Origin of the sequence: Paraburkholderia sp. CHISQ3, from assembly GCF_030464945.1 — a bacterium.
Taxonomy (GTDB): domain Bacteria; phylum Pseudomonadota; class Gammaproteobacteria; order Burkholderiales; family Burkholderiaceae; genus Paraburkholderia; species Paraburkholderia megapolitana.
The window spans coordinates 48,479-63,360 of the sequence record NZ_JALPRG010000007.1; the positions used below are offsets into that span (position 1 = coordinate 48,479).

Sequence of the window (14,882 nt, forward strand, 5' to 3'; positions counted from 1 at the left end):
ACGAAAGTATCGCCGTATATCGACTAATCCCCATGCGACGCAGATCGATCCGGTTGATTGGCAACCAGCGGCGCGTAATTTTCGTAAATTTCTGGATCTGGAAATTGATATTTGCGGCTTCGCAAATAATGGAATCATGTGACTGGCATCGGTCGCGTGATTCATGCCTTTATGGTGCGTTCCGGTGCGTCACCGTCTTCAGTTGCCCGATACAGTGCTCCCGAAAAATCTCACCTTCAGTCACGGGCTGACGCTAACGCTTCGCGCAATGCGTCAAGCGCAGGTGTTTCATAGCCATTGCGCCAGATCATCCACGTATCGGCGTTGCCGATTGGCTTCTGGCGTAGCCGGGTTGTTTCGGGCGCCAGTTCGATCACGCTGCGTGGGATAAAACTGATGCACGAGCCCGAAGCGACACAAGCCAGCATGGCGTGATACGAACCGACCTCCTGGACATCGATAACGGCATCGCTCTGTTGCGAACGCAACCAGTCTTCCGCGATCGATCGATAGGTGCAGCCCTGTTTGAACGCCGCGAGAGAATGGATTCTCAAGTCGGACGCCTCTCGTACCGTCGGGTGGTCCGGCGGCAACACCAGCACCAGTTGCTCGGTGTAGACCCGAACTCCCGTCAGCCCCAGTTCGGCCAGGTCCTGCGGCGTCTCACCTGTCGAGAGCGGAAGCGCCGCGAATGCGCAGTCGAGCGTGCGATCTTTCAACGCATCGACGAGTTGCCGGGAAGGCGCGGTGCTCAACCGAAGCTGCACGCCGGGCCACGCCCGGTGATATCGAGCGAGCGGCTCGGGCAGACGGCTCGCGACCGTGCTTTCCATGGCACCTACGCGCAGCAGCCCTTCGGGGCGTCCGGGTTGAAGAATCTGACGCGCTTCCTCTGCCAGCGCCAGCATCCCTTTTGCGTAGCCGAGAAATTTTTCACCCTGCGGGGACAACTGCATTCTCTTGTTTTCCCGCACGAACAGCGTCACCCCGAGTTCTTCTTCGAGCTGTTGAACGCGCGTCGTGACGTTGGACTGCACCCGGCCGAGCCGCTGGGCGGCCCGAGTGATGCTGAGCTCCTCCGCAACGACGCAAAAGATTTCCAGAGTCGAGTGATCCATGTATTTCTCAAATTAAGAACAAGTTAACTTTGTTATTCTCTAATCGAGATGCTAAGCTCAGTACGTCGATTCTGCAAGTGCTGGTTGCGTATCGGACGCGATCGAAGATCAAACAAAGGATATGGATCATGACGATGACAGAAAAACCGGAAGCATTCCGCGAACTGATGGCGATCCGCGCGGGCAAGGACATTTCACAAAACGAAGTCGCGATCACGGGTGCGGACCCGATGTTTGCCTCGCCTTTCCGGATCGGCGAGACATTGGCGAGTGCCCTCGCCGCACGAGCGGTTGCGGCAAATGACCTGTGGGAATTGCGAACCGGGCGTCGACAGTCTATCGGTGTCGACATCATGGCAGCGGCGGCAACGTCCCTGGGTGGGGAAGATATGACGCTCGTCAGAGGAACTGACGGGGAATATCGGCCGGCGCCGATCGCGGACTCGCTTGAACAGATGGTGGCGCTTACCCAGCCCTGGCAGACCGCCGACGGACGCTGGTTCCTGCCACATTTCAACCTGCCGCATCTCGAGCGTCGCGTCCTCGACGTCCTGCAATGCGAGAAAACGCCGGAGTCGGTGGCTGCAGCGGTGCGCCGCTGGCGAGCCGACGATCTGGAAGAAGCGATCGCTGCGGCCAATGCCTGCGGCGGAATCGTACGCACACCCGAGGAATGGCTCGAGCATCCACACGGCGCCTATCTCGCGTCCCGTCCTGTCGTCGAAATTACCAGGGTGGCCGACAGCGAGCCGTTGCCGCTACCGGCTGGCGGTACGCAGCCGGCTTCCGGTATTCGTGTACTCGACTTGACCCGCATCCTCGCGGGGCCGACGACCGGCATCGGTCTGGCGGAGCACGGTGCCGATGTCCTGATGGTGACGGCGCCGCAACTGCCTCAGGTGCCGCCCTTCGTACGCGATACGAGCCACGGGAAGCGAAGCTGCTTCCTGGACATCAATGTTCCGACCGATGCTGCCCGGTTAAGAAAGCTTGTCGGCGACGCCGATGTGTTCATCGACGGTTACCGGCCGCATCGTCTCGCCTCACACGGTCTGGGTATCGATGATCTGGTGAAGCTACGTCCGGGTCTCGTCCACGTCAGCGTGAACTGTTACGGCTCTGGCGGCCCGCTCGCGGACCGGGCCGGCTGGGATCAGGTGGCTCAGGCCGTGACGGGCGTGTGCGAAATTCAGGGTACGGCGACGAAAGCGGGGCGGCCGAAGCTGACGCCCGTGTATCTGTGCGATTTTCTCACCGGCTTCCTGGCGGCTTTTGGCACGATGCTGGCGCTTGCCCGTCGGGCACGGGAAGGCGGCAGTTATCACGTGCAGGTGTCGCTATGCCAGTCCGCCATGCTGTTGCAACGGCAGGGATTGATCGACCGTTTTGAAAACGCGCCTGGACGTTTATCGCCGGAGGCGTTCAACCAGTACGCCGTGGACGACTACGGCACGCCGTTCGGCGATCTGCGCAGCCTGGGGCCGGTCATCCGTATGTCTGAAACGCCGCCTCGCTGGGACAAAACGATTCCGGTGCTCGGAGGCAATCGCGCGGAGTGGCTGCCTCGCGAGTCGTCAGGCACGCATGCAGGCTAGAACCGCACCTTCACCTGAAAGCCGATCGTGAACGGAAGATCGTCGGAAGGAATCGGCGGAATGACGATGAAGTTTGCCCCCACGCGCTTGTATTCCACCATCACGATCGGCGCTGCAACAGGGCCGATCGTGTGATTTCGACCGAGGCCCCAGTTGCCGTAGTTGTAGCCGGAGATGATGCCGCCCATCGCGGCGAGCCGGACGTAGCCCCAATGCAGAAACTCCGGTGCCCAGACACCGCCGCCGTACCACGACGGACGACGCAGCGAATTGCGAAAGCCGCCGCCTGTTACCGCCCATTCGTTACCGAGCCAGCATTCGACGCCGAGACCAGGATTGAACTGCTCGAAATGCTTACCGGGATCGGGGTCGATGTGATACGAGCCGAGCATCGCGTCGACCCAGACGCCGCCGCTGCACCAGTCGGCTGCATGAGCGAGGGAGGTCGTCGCCAGACCGGCGACGAATGCGGCAAGCGCAACCACGCGCCTTGTTCTGTTTCTCGTATGCCAAAAGCGCATGTCTTCTCCGTCACCGGTCGAGCGCCGGTGTCACGATGGTGATGTCGATTGAGTCGGGCTGTGCCCGTCGCACTGTACCTCACAACGCGCTGCGGCACGGTGGAGGGCTTACTCTGGACGACGGGTACGGGACCTGCGACGGCAAGCGCATCGCCGTCAGCAATCAGGAGGAAGAACGATAGCGGAGCCTGATGGCAGGCCGGTGAATGCCGCTCGGGCATTCACGGCAAGATGGGTCCGCGTCTGACGGCACAGCGTGTTTCAGAGACCGAGGTCCGACAATCCCGGATGATCGTCGGGACGGCGCCCGAGCGGCCAGCGGTACAGGCGATCGGCTTCGCGGATCGGCAGATCGTTGATGCTCGCATGGCGACGCGCCATCAAGCCATGCTCGTCGAACTCCCAGTTCTCGTTGCCGTACGAGCGAAACCAGCTGCCGGAATCGTCGTGCCATTCGTAGGCGAAGCGCACCGCGATGCGATTGTCGGTGAACGCCCACAGCTCCTTGATCAACCGGTAGTCCAGCTCCTTCGCCCACTTACGGCGCAACAGCCCGACGATTTCCGCGCGCCCGGTGACGAATTCCGCGCGATTGCGCCACACGCTCTGCGGCGTATAGGCAAGCGATACGCGCTCGGGGTCGCGGGTGTTCCAGCCGTCTTCGGCAGCTCGCACTTTCTGGATCGCGGTTTCGCGTGTGAACGGCGGAACGGGGGGACGGGTTTCGATCGGTTCGCTCATGGTGGGTCCTTGGGTTGTTGCTAAGGTGGGTACAGATCAGGTTGATTCGCGTCGCGTGTGCGAGCGCGTTGCCACCGATGCAGACGCGGCATCGAGCAGTTGTTCGGCCGCGGCGCGGGCATCGAGCGCCGCATCGGGGTCGCCGCTGACGAGTGCTACCCCGATCGCCCCGTCGATCAGGATCAACCACTGACGCGACAGGCGCGCGGCACCTCTAACGCTTATGCCGCCCGACGCCGCGTATTCGTCGCACACCGTGCGCACGAAATCGAGCAGGCGCTCCTTGTGCTCGCGCGCGACGATACGGATCGGGTCGTCTGCCTCGGCGATTTCACCGGATGCGTTCAGGAAGGCGCAGCCATGAAAGTTGTCGGAGGCGAACCACTCGCGCAACACGTCGAACATGCCGAGCAGACGGGTGCGCGGAGTACGCCCACGTTGCTCGGTACCGGCGATGAACCAGTTCATCCAGCGTTCGTCGCGCCGTTCCAGCGCGGCGGCAACGAGCGCGTCCTTCGATTCGAAGTGCGTATAGAAGCTTTTACGCGCGGTGCCGGACAACCGGACGATCGCATCCACACCAGTGGCATGGATGCCGTCTGCGTAGATCAGCGCTTCGGCTGCGTCGAGCAGTCGTTCGCGTGCACCGGCGGTAGTTTGCGGGTCAGTGGAGGTCGTCATGTGCGAACGGTAGAACGATCATTCCACCGTGTCAAGCGATCCATGTTCGATGTAGTGTCTTGCTGCCGTGTGCAGCCGCAAATGAGCGATGGCGTCACGATTACGCCAGATCGGTTATCGTGGTATCGCTCCCTTCACCGGATACCCCGTTCATGAACCAGCTTTCAGTCCGCGCTGTTTTCACACGTACATTTTCAGCGGTCGCGATGGCAGCTGTAGCCGCTGTGGCTGTGCTCACAGCGTGCACGCCGCTCCAGGTCGTGACGCATTCGGTCAGCCAGACGGAAGCCCGCGTGCCTGCCGGGCAATACACGCTCGATCCGCACCACTGGAGCGTGATTTTCGACGTCGATCATTTGAAATATTCGCGCTTCACGATGCGCTTCGATCGTGTGGATGCGCAACTCGACTGGAATCAGGGCGGACTGGACAAGAGCCAGGTGACGGTTACGATCGACGCGAATAGCGTCGACACGAATGTGCCGATTCTCGACCGGCTCGTCAAAGGCGCGGATATGTTCGATGCCGCGAATCATCCGCAAATCCGCTTTGTCAGCACGCGGTTCGAGCGCACCGGCGACGCGCGCGGCACACTCACCGGCAATCTGACGATTCGCGATGTGACGCAGCCCATCACGCTCGATGTCACGTTCAACGGTTTCTCACCCGATCCGTTGACGAAGCAGGACACGGTGGGCTTTTCGGCGGAAGGCCGTTTTAGCCGCTCAAAGTTCGGATTGGGGACCTGGTACCCCGCGGTCGGCGACGATGTGCACGTGCGGATTCAGGCGGAGTTCGTGCGACCGCCGGCTGGCAACTAAACCAGCCCGCGGCCAAACGACTATTACGCTGCAGTCCAGTCGAGAATCACCTTGCCGCTTTCGCCCGAAAGCATCGTGGCGAACGCTTGCTGATAGTCATCGACGGGGAAGCGGTGCGTGAGGATCGGCGAGAGGTCAAGCCCGCTTTGCAGCATCGCGACCATCTTGTACCAGGTCTCGAACATCTCCCGGCCATAGACGCCCTTGATTTCGAGGCCCTTGAAGATCACCTGGGTCCAGTCGATCGCGGTCTGCGAGGGCAGAATACCAAGCAGCGCGATCTTGCCGCCGTGATTCATCGCTTCGAGCATGCTCGTGAACGCGCTCGGCACACCGGACATTTCGAGGCCCACATCGAAGCCCTCGGTCATGTGCAGATCGTCCATCACATCGCGCAGCGATTCGCGCAGTACGTTCACCACGCGGGTCGCACCCATCTTGCGCGCGAGTTCGAGTCGATAGTCGTTGACGTCGGTGATCACGACGTTGCGTGCACCGACATGCTTCGCGATCGCCACGGCCATGATGCCGATCGGTCCAGCACCGGTAATCAACACATCTTCGCCGACCAGATTGAACGACAGCGCCGTGTGCGTCGCGTTACCGAACGGATCGAAAATCGCGGCGAGATCGTCGGAGATATCGGCGGGAATCTTGAACGCGTTGAACGCGGGGATCACCAGAAATTCGGCGAATGCGCCTTCACGATTCACACCGACGCCGACCGTATTGCGGCACAGATGGCGTCGACCCGCGCGACAGTTGCGGCAGAAGCCGCACGTGATGTGTCCTTCGCCGGACACCCGGTCGCCGATCGAAAAACCGCGTACTTCCTGGCCCATCTCGACGATTTCGCCGACGTATTCGTGGCCGACGTGCATCGGCACAGGAATCGTTTTCTGTGCCCAGTCGTCCCACTTCCAGATATGAATATCGGTGCCGCAGATCGCCGTGCGCGTGATGCGGATCATCACGTCGTTGTGGCCGACTTCGGGTTTTTTTACGCGCGTAAGCGTCAGACCTGGCCCGCGTTCGAGTTTTGCAAGTGCTTTCATATGCGCCTCTGATTCTTCAAATGATGCCGAGCGAGCGGCCGACACGGGCGAATGCATCGACAGCCTGGTCGATCTGTGCGGGCGTATGCGCCGCGCTCATCTGCGTGCGGATGCGCGCGCGGCCTTTCGGCACGACCGGGTACGAGAAGCCGATCACGTAGACGCCTTCCTGCAGCAGCGCATCGGCCATGCGCGACGCGAGTTGCGCGTCGCCGAGCATCACGGGAATGATCGGGTGTTCGCCGGGTACGAGCGTGAAACCGAGTGCGCTCATCGCCGCGCGAAAGCGTGCGCCGTTCGCCCGTACGCGCTCGCGCAGTTGCGCGCCTTCGTCGCTGGCAAGCAGTTCGAGCACTTTCAGCGACGCAGCCGCAATGCTCGGCGTGAGCGTATTGGAGAACAGATAAGGACGCGAGCGCTGGCGCAACAGGTCGATGACTTCGCTGCGTGCAGCGACGTAGCCACCCGACGCTCCGCCGAGCGCCTTGCCGAGCGTACCGGTGATGATGTCGACGCGCGACAGCACGCCGCAATATTCGGGTGTGCCGCGACCGTGTTCGCCGATAAAGCCGACTGCATGCGAATCGTCGACCATCACAAGCGCACCGTAACGATCGGCGAGATCGCAGATGCCAGCGAGGTCCGCGATGATGCCGTCCATCGAAAATACGCCGTCGGTGGCGATCAGCTTGAAGCGTGCGCCCGCCGCATCGGCTTCGCGCAGCTTCGCTTCGAGATCGGCGAGATCGTTGTTCTTGTAGCGAAAGCGCTTCGCTTTCGACAGACGCACGCCGTCGATGATGCTCGCGTGATTCAGTTCGTCGCTGATGATCGCGTCGGATTCATCGAGCAGCGTTTCGAACAGGCCGCCGTTCGCATCGAAGCAGCTCGAATACAGAATGCAGTCGTCGGTGTGGAGAAAATCTGCGAGTGCGCGTTCCAGTTGCTTGTGCACGGTCTGCGTGCCGCAGATAAACCGCACCGACGCCATGCCGAAACCGTCGTTGTCGAGACCGGCTTTGGCGGCTTCGATCAGGCGTGCGTCGTTGGCAAGACCCAGGTAGTTGTTCGCGCAGAAATTCAGTACGCCGTTGCCGGCGGTCAGGCGGATCTCCGCCGACTGCGGGCTGTCGATCACGCGCTCGGTCTTGTGAAAGCCGTCTGCGCGGATCTGTTCGAGTGTCCCGCGCAAATGGGAAAGATAGGCGTCACGCATGAATCGGGCTCCTGAAAGAGTGGGCCGGCGGCACGACAGATTGATTCTGCGATCGCGCGAGCGCGGGTAAACGTACTCGCCCGCGTCGTGTCCTGCTATAGTCGGCTGTCAGTTTTATCGAAAATTTTCGCTTTTCCGAACTAGAATTCGGTATATCGAACAACTCTAAACGATAGGTCAGTAAATGGCAAGTTCGACAAGCCGGCGTCCCGCACCACTCGCCGCTCCCGCTTCGTCGCCGCTCGCGGCGCCGCCGCGCGTCGGCGAGCAGATCCAGCGCCTGCGCAGCGAGCGACGCATGACGCTCGACGATCTGTCGCGCGCGGCGGGCGTGTCGAAATCGATGCTGTCGGAAATCGAGCGCGACAAGGCCAATCCGACCATTGCCGTCGCCTGGCGCCTGACCCATGCGCTCGGCGTCAGCCTCGATTCGCTGTTCGCCGTGCAGAAGGCGCCCGAAGCGATTGCCGTGTCCGGCCCGCACGAAATCCCGACCTTGAGCGGTCACGATGCCGGCTACCAGTTGCGCGTGTGGGGGCCGATCGAACTGGCAGGGAAGTTCGAATGGTACGAGTTGACGCTGCAGGCCGGGGGCGCTCTGGTGTCGAACGCACACGAACCTGGCACCCGCGAGCATCTCACGGTCCTGCACGGCACGATCGAGGTGGAAGCGGCCGGCGCGACGAAGCGCCTGAAAACCGCGGACACCGCCCGTTATGTCGCGGACGAACCGCACGCGATCCGCAATGCCGGCAAGGGGGAAGCCAGGGCGTTGCTGATCGTGATCCATGGGTAAACATCTCCAGTGAGCAGAGCCGGTCACGCATCATGCGTTAGCCAATAAGCCGAGGTTGCAGCAATCACTGTATGTTTGTACAGTAGATGCCCGACGACCGGAGCCGAACATGAACGACCCCACCGATCACGACCTGGCCGCCCGGCGCTTCCAGACCGCGGCGCGCGACCTCGAACATATCGTCCGAAACATCTCCGCACGCTACATTGTGCGCGGCGTGCCGCTCACGTGGCGGCTGCTGCACGCAATCGAAGCCGAAGCGCTGGCCGATCTCGGCCTGGCAAGCCGGCATGACGAAATCATGTTGAGCCTGTTTCAGCGGCCAAGCGGCCTGTCTTACCCCGAAACGGACGATCCGGTCAGCTTCGGCGCGTCGAATGCGCTGCCCGCGGTGTTTGCATTTGCGGTCACAGCCTATGAAGAGGCGGAGCGCCGCGCGGCAACGCAACTCGCGTCGTCACAAACGCGCCGTCGTGCACAACCGAGGCGCGGGCGACCCTGGGGCGGCTAGCGTACGGCGGGCTCGGCCGACTCCGGGCACTGCGTGTGGGCGATCTCCTGGAAAGTCTCACCGGTCAGGTTCTTTCGATGGCGATGTCCCCTGAGTGCCCTGGTTGACGACCTGTAGATCTCCTACTATTACGCAACTAACTGAAATAGAGATCATGTCCTCGCCGACCACCCCGAACACCGGGCATCCTCGTCCGCACGCCACCGATCTCTTCGATCAGGAACGTGAGGCATGGCGTCGCGATCCACACACCGCATTCGATACATGGCTCGCGAGCCAGCGTCTGCGCCGTTCGTCCGCCGATGTGTATCGTGCTCAATGGGGCTTCTTCCTCGACTGGCTCGACCTTCGGCACAAGCACCTGATCACGGTCGATATGCCGACCATCGCGGAATTCGTCGCGCAACTGCCAGTACGAAAACCACAGCGTGTCCGCTATTTACGACTGATCGAACGGGTTCTCGATCACGTGCGTTCGATCGAACTGGCATCGACCAATCCCGCGCGCTTCATCGCGCAGGACGGCGAGGCCGCGTGGCGCGACGCACGCGATAATGAACCCACCGGTTTTCTGAATGCCGCTGAACGGGCAACGCTGATCGCCCAGTTGTTCTCACCGGTCGTGACCTTGTCGAGCTCTCAACGCTGGCGAGAGCGTCGCGACCGCGCGCTCACCGCGCTCTTTCTCGGTGGTGGACTCAAGACGGGTGAGGCGGCAATGCTCTCGGTTAGTTGCGTGAGTGCCGGCTCCCCGTGGGTTACGGTCGACGCGCCCGATCCATCGTTGACGCGGCGTACCCGGCTGTCGCCGTTTGCTGTAGCCATCCTCGATGCGTGGCTGGCAGAGCGTCGACTTTCCGGGCAGACGGGAGATCTGGTCTTTCCGGCGTCGCCCGCCGGTCGGCCGATGCACAAGGCGACCGTGCTTCGCGCAGTGGACGCGCAAGTCGAAGCGTCTGGAATCGCGGAGGCACGAGCCGCGCGGGCAAGCCCGCATACGCTGCGCAACACTTTCGCGGCCGATCTGTTCGAAAGCGGGGTTGCGCCGGAACTGGTCGGGCAGTGGCTGGGGTTCGCGCAGGCGGTTTCCGCGAACCGGCTACATCGGGCGTGGAAAGCGTGGGCGGAAAAGCAGGAATCGGTGGCGGGCGGCGGTAGCGAACCAGACCCAGGCGCTCCCGCCGATGCCCCGTCAGTCAAACCACCCGCCTGATTCGCGTCCCGAACTGCCTCACCTTCTAGGTCCCGAATTCCCTCACCTTTAGAGGTTTCGGCCATTCGAGCCCGGCAAAAGTCACGCCGCGGAGGTGTCGATAGCAGCGGAAATGAAGCGGGTAACCGCCTCCAGCCGGGAATCGCCCGGCCCGGAGGTGTGGTCGCACTCCGGGCAGAAGAGTTCGTACCGGTGATCGACCTGCGAGAGCTCCGGCTCACCCTCCGAACACTTTGGGCAATGCTGTGGAAGCGCAACGTGTCCATCGGCCGCGGTGCCAATCCGGGTAAGCTCCCCGGCGCTCAAGCGTCCCGTCGACGCAAGCGACCACAACAGTCCGCCGACATTCGCGTCGATCCCTTGCTGGGCATGCAACTGTGCGGTCTCCTGGGTCAGGCGGTCGATTTCATCCGACTGCTCGCGCAACTGGGCGTCGAGCCGATCGCCGCGCGCCTTCGCCGCCGCGAGCTGCTGGATGAAATCGAATTCTTTCCGGCTGTTGTCCCTGACGCCCGCCTGATAGGTCGCGGCCATGCTGCGCAACGAATCCAGCTCGACCAGCATCGGTTTGACGCGGCGCTCTGCTTCGGCAATCGCGTCCTTGATCTGTTGCGCATAATGCTCGGTACTTTGGCGCATTTCGACGTGCAAAGCGTCGATTCGGTCGCGTAAAGCAGCATTTGTCGATTGCTCGGTATCCACACGCTTTTGCAGCGTTTCGTTTTCGGCTTCCAGCCGGCGCACCGCGGTCTGCAGCCCTTCGTGATGGACTGCGCCGTGCGTATTGGCGGTAGCGATATCGGCCTCGAGCATCCGGATTCGTTCGCCGGCGGCCTGTGCCCGGTCTTCGCTGCGCTGCACCGCTTCATCCGACGCTTCGCGGCGAATCTCCGCCTCGCGTACAGCCTGTTTCGCGGCGGAAAGCTCGGCGTGCATTTCGCTGCGCTCGGCATCGAGCGTCGAACGGGCCTGATTGAGCGCTTCGTCGAACAGTGCGCCGAGCAGTTCGCCGGCACGCGTCTCGAGCGCTTCGGGAATCGCGCCGGCTCCGACGCGGGTCTGTGAGGTCGAACGAATGCGTTCCCAGAAGCTGTCGATGTCTTTGGGAATATCGCTGGCACTGCCTGTTTGGGTGAGATCTCTTACCGCCGCCATGGACGGGCGGATGCCCAGATCGAAGAAGAGGCGCTTGCACGCGTGCAGGGAAAGATCCTGTCGCCGGGCACCGCTTTCGCGTAGTAATTTGAGCTCTTCGCGGATTGCCTGACGTTCCTGATCTAGATTCATATGCCGTTCCAGTGTTTGGCTACGACGAATCATAACAAATTACGTAGTGAATGCTACTTTTTGCTGTAACAGAGCTATCTACGCGAGATACATGTCATGCAATGGGCCTGCTCTTCACGTTATACCTCTGTGATCTAAGGTTTTCCGTGAAACAAAGCGAAGTATGGCAGTTAAGTCATTGTTTTGTTTTGATTTTTACAACTTCCCAATGATTTGGCACTGTTCCACGCCGGAGGGGAGATGTTTTTTTACTGAAGCACGGGTTCCGACTGCTTGAGAGTAATAAAAGTAAACACCCTTGAACCTAGTTAAAAACGTTAACGCCATGGCAAATCCTTACCTGGTAAGGGTCCCAGCGGTATGAGGTGAGGCTTTGCGGGACAGATGGTGAGTCCATCCGGGACGCGCGGGTGATGGGGTTCAGGAGCGTGGGTGAGTCACTGCGGGACACCAAGTGAGTGGGTTCAGGGGCGGTCCGGATAATCCAGATCTCCAAAGGTGAGGTTTTGCGGGACCTGGTTCCCGCTCTCCCTTGATGTGTCCGATCCTTGCTTCGATGCCGGGAATCCTGACGGTGAGGTTTTTCGGGAGGTGTTTCTGATTCGGTTTTGGGCGTGAATGGGAGGGTCCGGATAGCCAAGGTGAGCCTTACCGGGACAAAACGGGGCACGGACGTGAGGCTATTCGGGAGTCGAAGGGCTGAAAGCCCCGAAAAACAAGGGTTTCCGGGGTTCAGGTGAGGTTTTTCGGGAGTGTAGGCCCGTGGACGGACTCTGATTCGACCAGGGGTAGTTCATCGATGGTCATGCTGAAATGCCAAAGGTGAGGGATTTCGGGAGCGTCGTTGAGGCAATCCGGTTGCATCAAAATAACGGCTCATGGGTGATGGGTGAGGCTTTTCGGGAGGCATTTTTGTTCTCTGGAGGCTCAAGGGTGAGCGAATACGGGAACAAGTTTGCGGTCACTTACGGCGAAAGCACACCGGAGACTGAATGGTGAAGGCCAGCTACGAACACATGAATCCGCTGAGGTGAGGCTTTGCGGGGGCAGCGAAACGATGGTTTCTGCGCGCCTGAATGTTCTTAAGGTGAGGCTTTTCGGGATCAGTGGGCTCATGTTGGATGTTGCGTTTCCTTCATAAGTCCCGGAAATGACTGGATATTTTCCCAGGGATCTCGAATGGTGAGTGTTTCCGGGAGCGCTGGTTCCGGGTAGCGGTTCTCCGGCAGGATCGTTCGATCACGCGTTAGGTGAGGGTTTTCGGGACCCCTGGATGGTCTATCCGTTGTGAACACGGGGTCGTCCTTTTGCTTCGTGTGACACGCCCGGATAGCTAAGGTGAGGGTTTGCGGGAGCGATGCCTTGTTCCTGCGATTGGCTGGGGTTCGGTGATCGAGGTTTCTTGCTGCGGACACCGGGGAGGCGCGACCTCTGAAGCGTCTCGACTGCTATGGGCACGGGTGGCGGCGAGCGCCCTGAATTTCCGGGAGACGGTCGGACAGTGATGACAGCCGCTCTCCGTGGCTGCTGCGCCTATCCTGAGTGAGCCTTTGCCAGAGGCGGTCGAGCCGTTATCGGGTCGCACGTCCCGGCGGCCTCGAGATAGCGCCCGGTTTTGTTTTCCATGGTTGCCGTCAGGGACGCCGCCAGGAAAACGCCTCAAGTTTCGTGCGCATTTTCCGTCGCAGAATTACGACAAATTGATTGGTGAGCCGATACGGGATGGGCGCGAAGCGGTCGGATGCATCGGTAATCGATGCGGAATTTGTGGAATGTCCGGGGCACAACGGTGTCGGCGGATCGCCCAAAATCCTGAAGGTGAGGATCTTCGGGAGGCGGTCGAGGTGAGTGACGATCCGTAAACCCGCTTCACCCGAAATGGTGAGATCGGCCCTATAGACGCACATCACCCCAGCCGGTATTCTCTGCAAAAATCTCTCCTCGACCCGACGGTATGGCTACGAAGCGCGCGAAGAAAACCGATGTGGTGAGTCCGAGTTCGGCGGAACTGCGTAAAGCCGTCGAGGCGATCGCGATCCAGCCGAAAAGCGGCAAGATCACACTGCTGACCCGAAAGCTGTTCAATGTGCTGCTGGCCGTTGCCCAGCAGGCCGACGAGTCCGGCGATACCTACCGGGCGCTGCTGTCGGACATCGTGGCCAATTCGGCGTTCGATTCGAACGACACGGCGCTCGTCAAGGAACACCTGCGGCGCATGGTGTCGGTGCAGGTCGAATGGAGCACGGGGACGTCGAGCCAGAAACCGGGCCGCAAGTGGGGCATCTCCACGCTGATCGCCGACGCGGAAATTCTGGAAGATCCCGCTACGCGCCGGGTCTGGGTCGAATTCTCGTTTGCGCCGAAGATCAAGAAGAAGCTGCTCGACCCGGTTCAGTACGCGCGTCTGAGCCTGCAGTTCCAGAGCCAGTTGCGCAGCAGCGCGGGTCTCGCACTCTATGAGATCTGTGTTCGCTACCTGACCAATCCCAGCCATCTGACGATGCGCGAGTCGTGGGAATGGTGGCGCCCCATCCTGTCCGGTACGCCCGATACGGAAGCCGGCGACGAAGCCAAGCGCGAGTACAAATACTTCAAGCGTGACTACCTGAGGCCGGCCATCGCGGAAGTGAACGCGGTGACCAACATCTTCGTCGAGCTGATCGAGCACCGCGAAGGCCGACGGGTGGCCGAGATCCAGTTCCGCGTTACCGAGCGCAAACAGCCGATGCTCGCGCTCGACGAGCACCCCAATGTCTTCGACAGCACGCTCGTCGACCGGATGGTCAAGATCGGTATTCCGTTGAAGGAAGCGCAGACCCTGTACGCCGACAGCGAGGAAAACCGGATTCGGGCTGCCCTGCAGATGACCGAGCAGCGCATGCGCAGTACCGCGCTGCCGCCGGTCCGCAGCGCCCCGGCGCTCTTCAAGGACGCGCTGAAGAAGGGCTATGCGCCGCCGGTCGAGGAACTGCAGGTGGTGAGCAGCGGCGGTGGTGCCAAGGCGCTGCCGGGTGCGCCTGCCGACGATCTGAAGGCGCGTCTGCTCGGCGAATACTCGGCCTATCGCCGCAAGGAAGCGCGAGCGCTGTACGACGAACAGGGTGAGACGGAGCGGGACGTGGCCCGGCAGTCGTTCGAAGAGGACGAACTGCCGACACTAGGCGGCCACATGCGCGACGACTGGCGCCGACGCGGTCTGGATTCTAAGCTCGGCGAGACTGCGTTCTTCGACTGGCTGGCGCGCCGCACGTGGGGTGAGCCGACCGACGGCGATCTGCTCGCGTTCACCCTGAGCCAATCCCGGGCGGCCTGATTCCGCAGTTGAGC

13 protein-coding genes are annotated in these 14,882 nt (G+C 61.2%); 6 read left to right on the plus strand and 7 right to left on the minus strand.

Annotated features, from left to right (window positions below):
- Positions 1 to 236: 236 nt before the first annotated feature.
- Entirely contained in the window at positions 237 to 1,118 is an 882-nt protein-coding gene (locus M0D65_RS17675; RefSeq protein ID WP_266253840.1) for a LysR family transcriptional regulator, read from the minus strand.
- A 128-nt stretch (positions 1,119 to 1,246) separates the two neighbouring features.
- Between M0D65_RS17675 and M0D65_RS17680 the strand changes: the two genes are divergently transcribed.
- Positions 1,247 to 2,713 carry a CoA transferase gene (locus tag M0D65_RS17680; protein ID WP_266253841.1) on the plus strand — a complete coding sequence of 489 codons (1,467 nt, stop codon included), beginning with the start codon at positions 1,247 to 1,249 and terminating at the stop codon, positions 2,711 to 2,713.
- Here the strand turns inward: M0D65_RS17680 and M0D65_RS17685 are convergent.
- The 3 genes from M0D65_RS17685 to M0D65_RS17695 all read right to left on the minus strand — a co-directional run bounded on the left by M0D65_RS17685 (position 2,710) and on the right by M0D65_RS17695 (position 4,656).
- On the minus strand, positions 2,710 to 3,234 hold the full coding sequence (locus tag M0D65_RS17685) for a hypothetical protein (RefSeq protein ID WP_091012009.1): 525 nt from the start codon (positions 3,232 to 3,234) through the stop codon (positions 2,710 to 2,712). The genes M0D65_RS17680 and M0D65_RS17685 overlap by 4 nt on opposite strands.
- A gap of 261 nt (positions 3,235 to 3,495) precedes the next feature.
- Positions 3,496 to 3,975: a nuclear transport factor 2 family protein gene (locus M0D65_RS17690; RefSeq protein ID WP_266253842.1), complete on the minus strand. Its 480-nt coding sequence runs from the start codon at positions 3,973 to 3,975 to the stop codon at positions 3,496 to 3,498.
- Between the two features lie 36 nt (positions 3,976 to 4,011).
- Entirely contained in the window at positions 4,012 to 4,656 is a 645-nt protein-coding gene (locus tag M0D65_RS17695) for a TetR/AcrR family transcriptional regulator (RefSeq protein WP_266253843.1), read from the minus strand.
- A gap of 206 nt (positions 4,657 to 4,862) precedes the next feature.
- On the opposite strand from M0D65_RS17695, the gene M0D65_RS17700 reads away from it, so the two are divergent.
- Positions 4,863 to 5,477 (plus strand): YceI family protein, encoded by a 615-nt coding sequence (locus M0D65_RS17700; RefSeq protein WP_266253844.1) that lies wholly within the window; start codon positions 4,863 to 4,865, stop codon positions 5,475 to 5,477.
- A 23-nt stretch (positions 5,478 to 5,500) separates the two neighbouring features.
- On the opposite strand, the gene tdh is transcribed toward M0D65_RS17700, so the two are convergent.
- Together tdh and M0D65_RS17710 are read right to left on the minus strand one after the other, a co-directional pair.
- Positions 5,501 to 6,532: an L-threonine 3-dehydrogenase gene (gene tdh / locus M0D65_RS17705; RefSeq protein ID WP_266253845.1), complete on the minus strand. Its 1,032-nt coding sequence runs from the start codon at positions 6,530 to 6,532 to the stop codon at positions 5,501 to 5,503.
- A 16-nt stretch (positions 6,533 to 6,548) separates the two neighbouring features.
- Positions 6,549 to 7,748: a glycine C-acetyltransferase gene (locus tag M0D65_RS17710; protein ID WP_266253846.1), complete on the minus strand. Its 1,200-nt coding sequence runs from the start codon at positions 7,746 to 7,748 to the stop codon at positions 6,549 to 6,551.
- Positions 7,749 to 7,932: 184 nt separating this feature from the next.
- Between M0D65_RS17710 and M0D65_RS17715 the strand changes: the two genes are divergently transcribed.
- The 3 genes from M0D65_RS17715 (at position 7,933) to M0D65_RS17725 (ending at position 10,268) form a co-directional block, all read left to right on the plus strand.
- Positions 7,933 to 8,544 carry a helix-turn-helix domain-containing protein gene (locus tag M0D65_RS17715; protein WP_266253847.1) on the plus strand — a complete coding sequence of 204 codons (612 nt, stop codon included), beginning with the start codon at positions 7,933 to 7,935 and terminating at the stop codon, positions 8,542 to 8,544.
- Between the two features lie 109 nt (positions 8,545 to 8,653).
- The gene (locus M0D65_RS17720; protein WP_091011989.1) at positions 8,654 to 9,055 is read left to right on the plus strand and encodes a DUF2471 family protein; all 402 of its coding nucleotides are present in this window, start codon (positions 8,654 to 8,656) and stop codon (positions 9,053 to 9,055) included.
- Positions 9,056 to 9,209: 154 nt separating this feature from the next.
- Positions 9,210 to 10,268 (plus strand): tyrosine-type recombinase/integrase, encoded by a 1,059-nt coding sequence (locus M0D65_RS17725; protein ID WP_266253848.1) that lies wholly within the window; start codon positions 9,210 to 9,212, stop codon positions 10,266 to 10,268.
- A gap of 81 nt (positions 10,269 to 10,349) precedes the next feature.
- On the opposite strand, the gene M0D65_RS17730 is transcribed toward M0D65_RS17725, so the two are convergent.
- On the minus strand, positions 10,350 to 11,555 hold the full coding sequence (locus M0D65_RS17730) for a DNA-binding protein (RefSeq protein ID WP_266254154.1): 1,206 nt from the start codon (positions 11,553 to 11,555) through the stop codon (positions 10,350 to 10,352).
- A 1,954-nt stretch (positions 11,556 to 13,509) separates the two neighbouring features.
- Here M0D65_RS17730 and M0D65_RS17735 point away from each other — a divergent pair.
- On the plus strand, positions 13,510 to 14,868 hold the full coding sequence (locus M0D65_RS17735; protein WP_091011976.1) for a replication initiation protein: 1,359 nt from the start codon (positions 13,510 to 13,512) through the stop codon (positions 14,866 to 14,868).
- The last annotated feature ends 14 nt before the right edge of the window (positions 14,869 to 14,882 follow it).

Excerpts from the sequence above, each read along its gene's own strand:
- M0D65_RS17675 (WP_266253840.1), bottom strand. The coding sequence starts at position 1,118 with ATGGATCACTCGACTCTGGAAATCTTTTGCGTCGTTGCGGAGGAGCTC.
- M0D65_RS17680 (WP_266253841.1), top strand. The coding sequence starts at position 1,247 with ATGACGATGACAGAAAAACCGGAAGCATTCCGCGAACTGATGGCGATC.
- M0D65_RS17685 (WP_091012009.1), bottom strand. The coding sequence starts at position 3,234 with ATGCGCTTTTGGCATACGAGAAACAGAACAAGGCGCGTGGTTGCGCTT.
- M0D65_RS17690 (WP_266253842.1), bottom strand. The coding sequence starts at position 3,975 with ATGAGCGAACCGATCGAAACCCGTCCCCCCGTTCCGCCGTTCACACGC.
- M0D65_RS17695 (WP_266253843.1), bottom strand. The coding sequence starts at position 4,656 with ATGACGACCTCCACTGACCCGCAAACTACCGCCGGTGCACGCGAACGA.
- M0D65_RS17700 (WP_266253844.1), top strand. The coding sequence starts at position 4,863 with ATGGCAGCTGTAGCCGCTGTGGCTGTGCTCACAGCGTGCACGCCGCTC.
- tdh (WP_266253845.1), bottom strand. The coding sequence starts at position 6,532 with ATGAAAGCACTTGCAAAACTCGAACGCGGGCCAGGTCTGACGCTTACG.
- M0D65_RS17710 (WP_266253846.1), bottom strand. The coding sequence starts at position 7,748 with ATGCGTGACGCCTATCTTTCCCATTTGCGCGGGACACTCGAACAGATC.
- M0D65_RS17715 (WP_266253847.1), top strand. The coding sequence starts at position 7,933 with ATGGCAAGTTCGACAAGCCGGCGTCCCGCACCACTCGCCGCTCCCGCT.
- M0D65_RS17720 (WP_091011989.1), top strand. The coding sequence starts at position 8,654 with ATGAACGACCCCACCGATCACGACCTGGCCGCCCGGCGCTTCCAGACC.
- M0D65_RS17725 (WP_266253848.1), top strand. The coding sequence starts at position 9,210 with ATGTCCTCGCCGACCACCCCGAACACCGGGCATCCTCGTCCGCACGCC.
- M0D65_RS17730 (WP_266254154.1), bottom strand. The coding sequence starts at position 11,555 with ATGAATCTAGATCAGGAACGTCAGGCAATCCGCGAAGAGCTCAAATTA.
- M0D65_RS17735 (WP_091011976.1), top strand. The coding sequence starts at position 13,510 with ATGGCTACGAAGCGCGCGAAGAAAACCGATGTGGTGAGTCCGAGTTCG.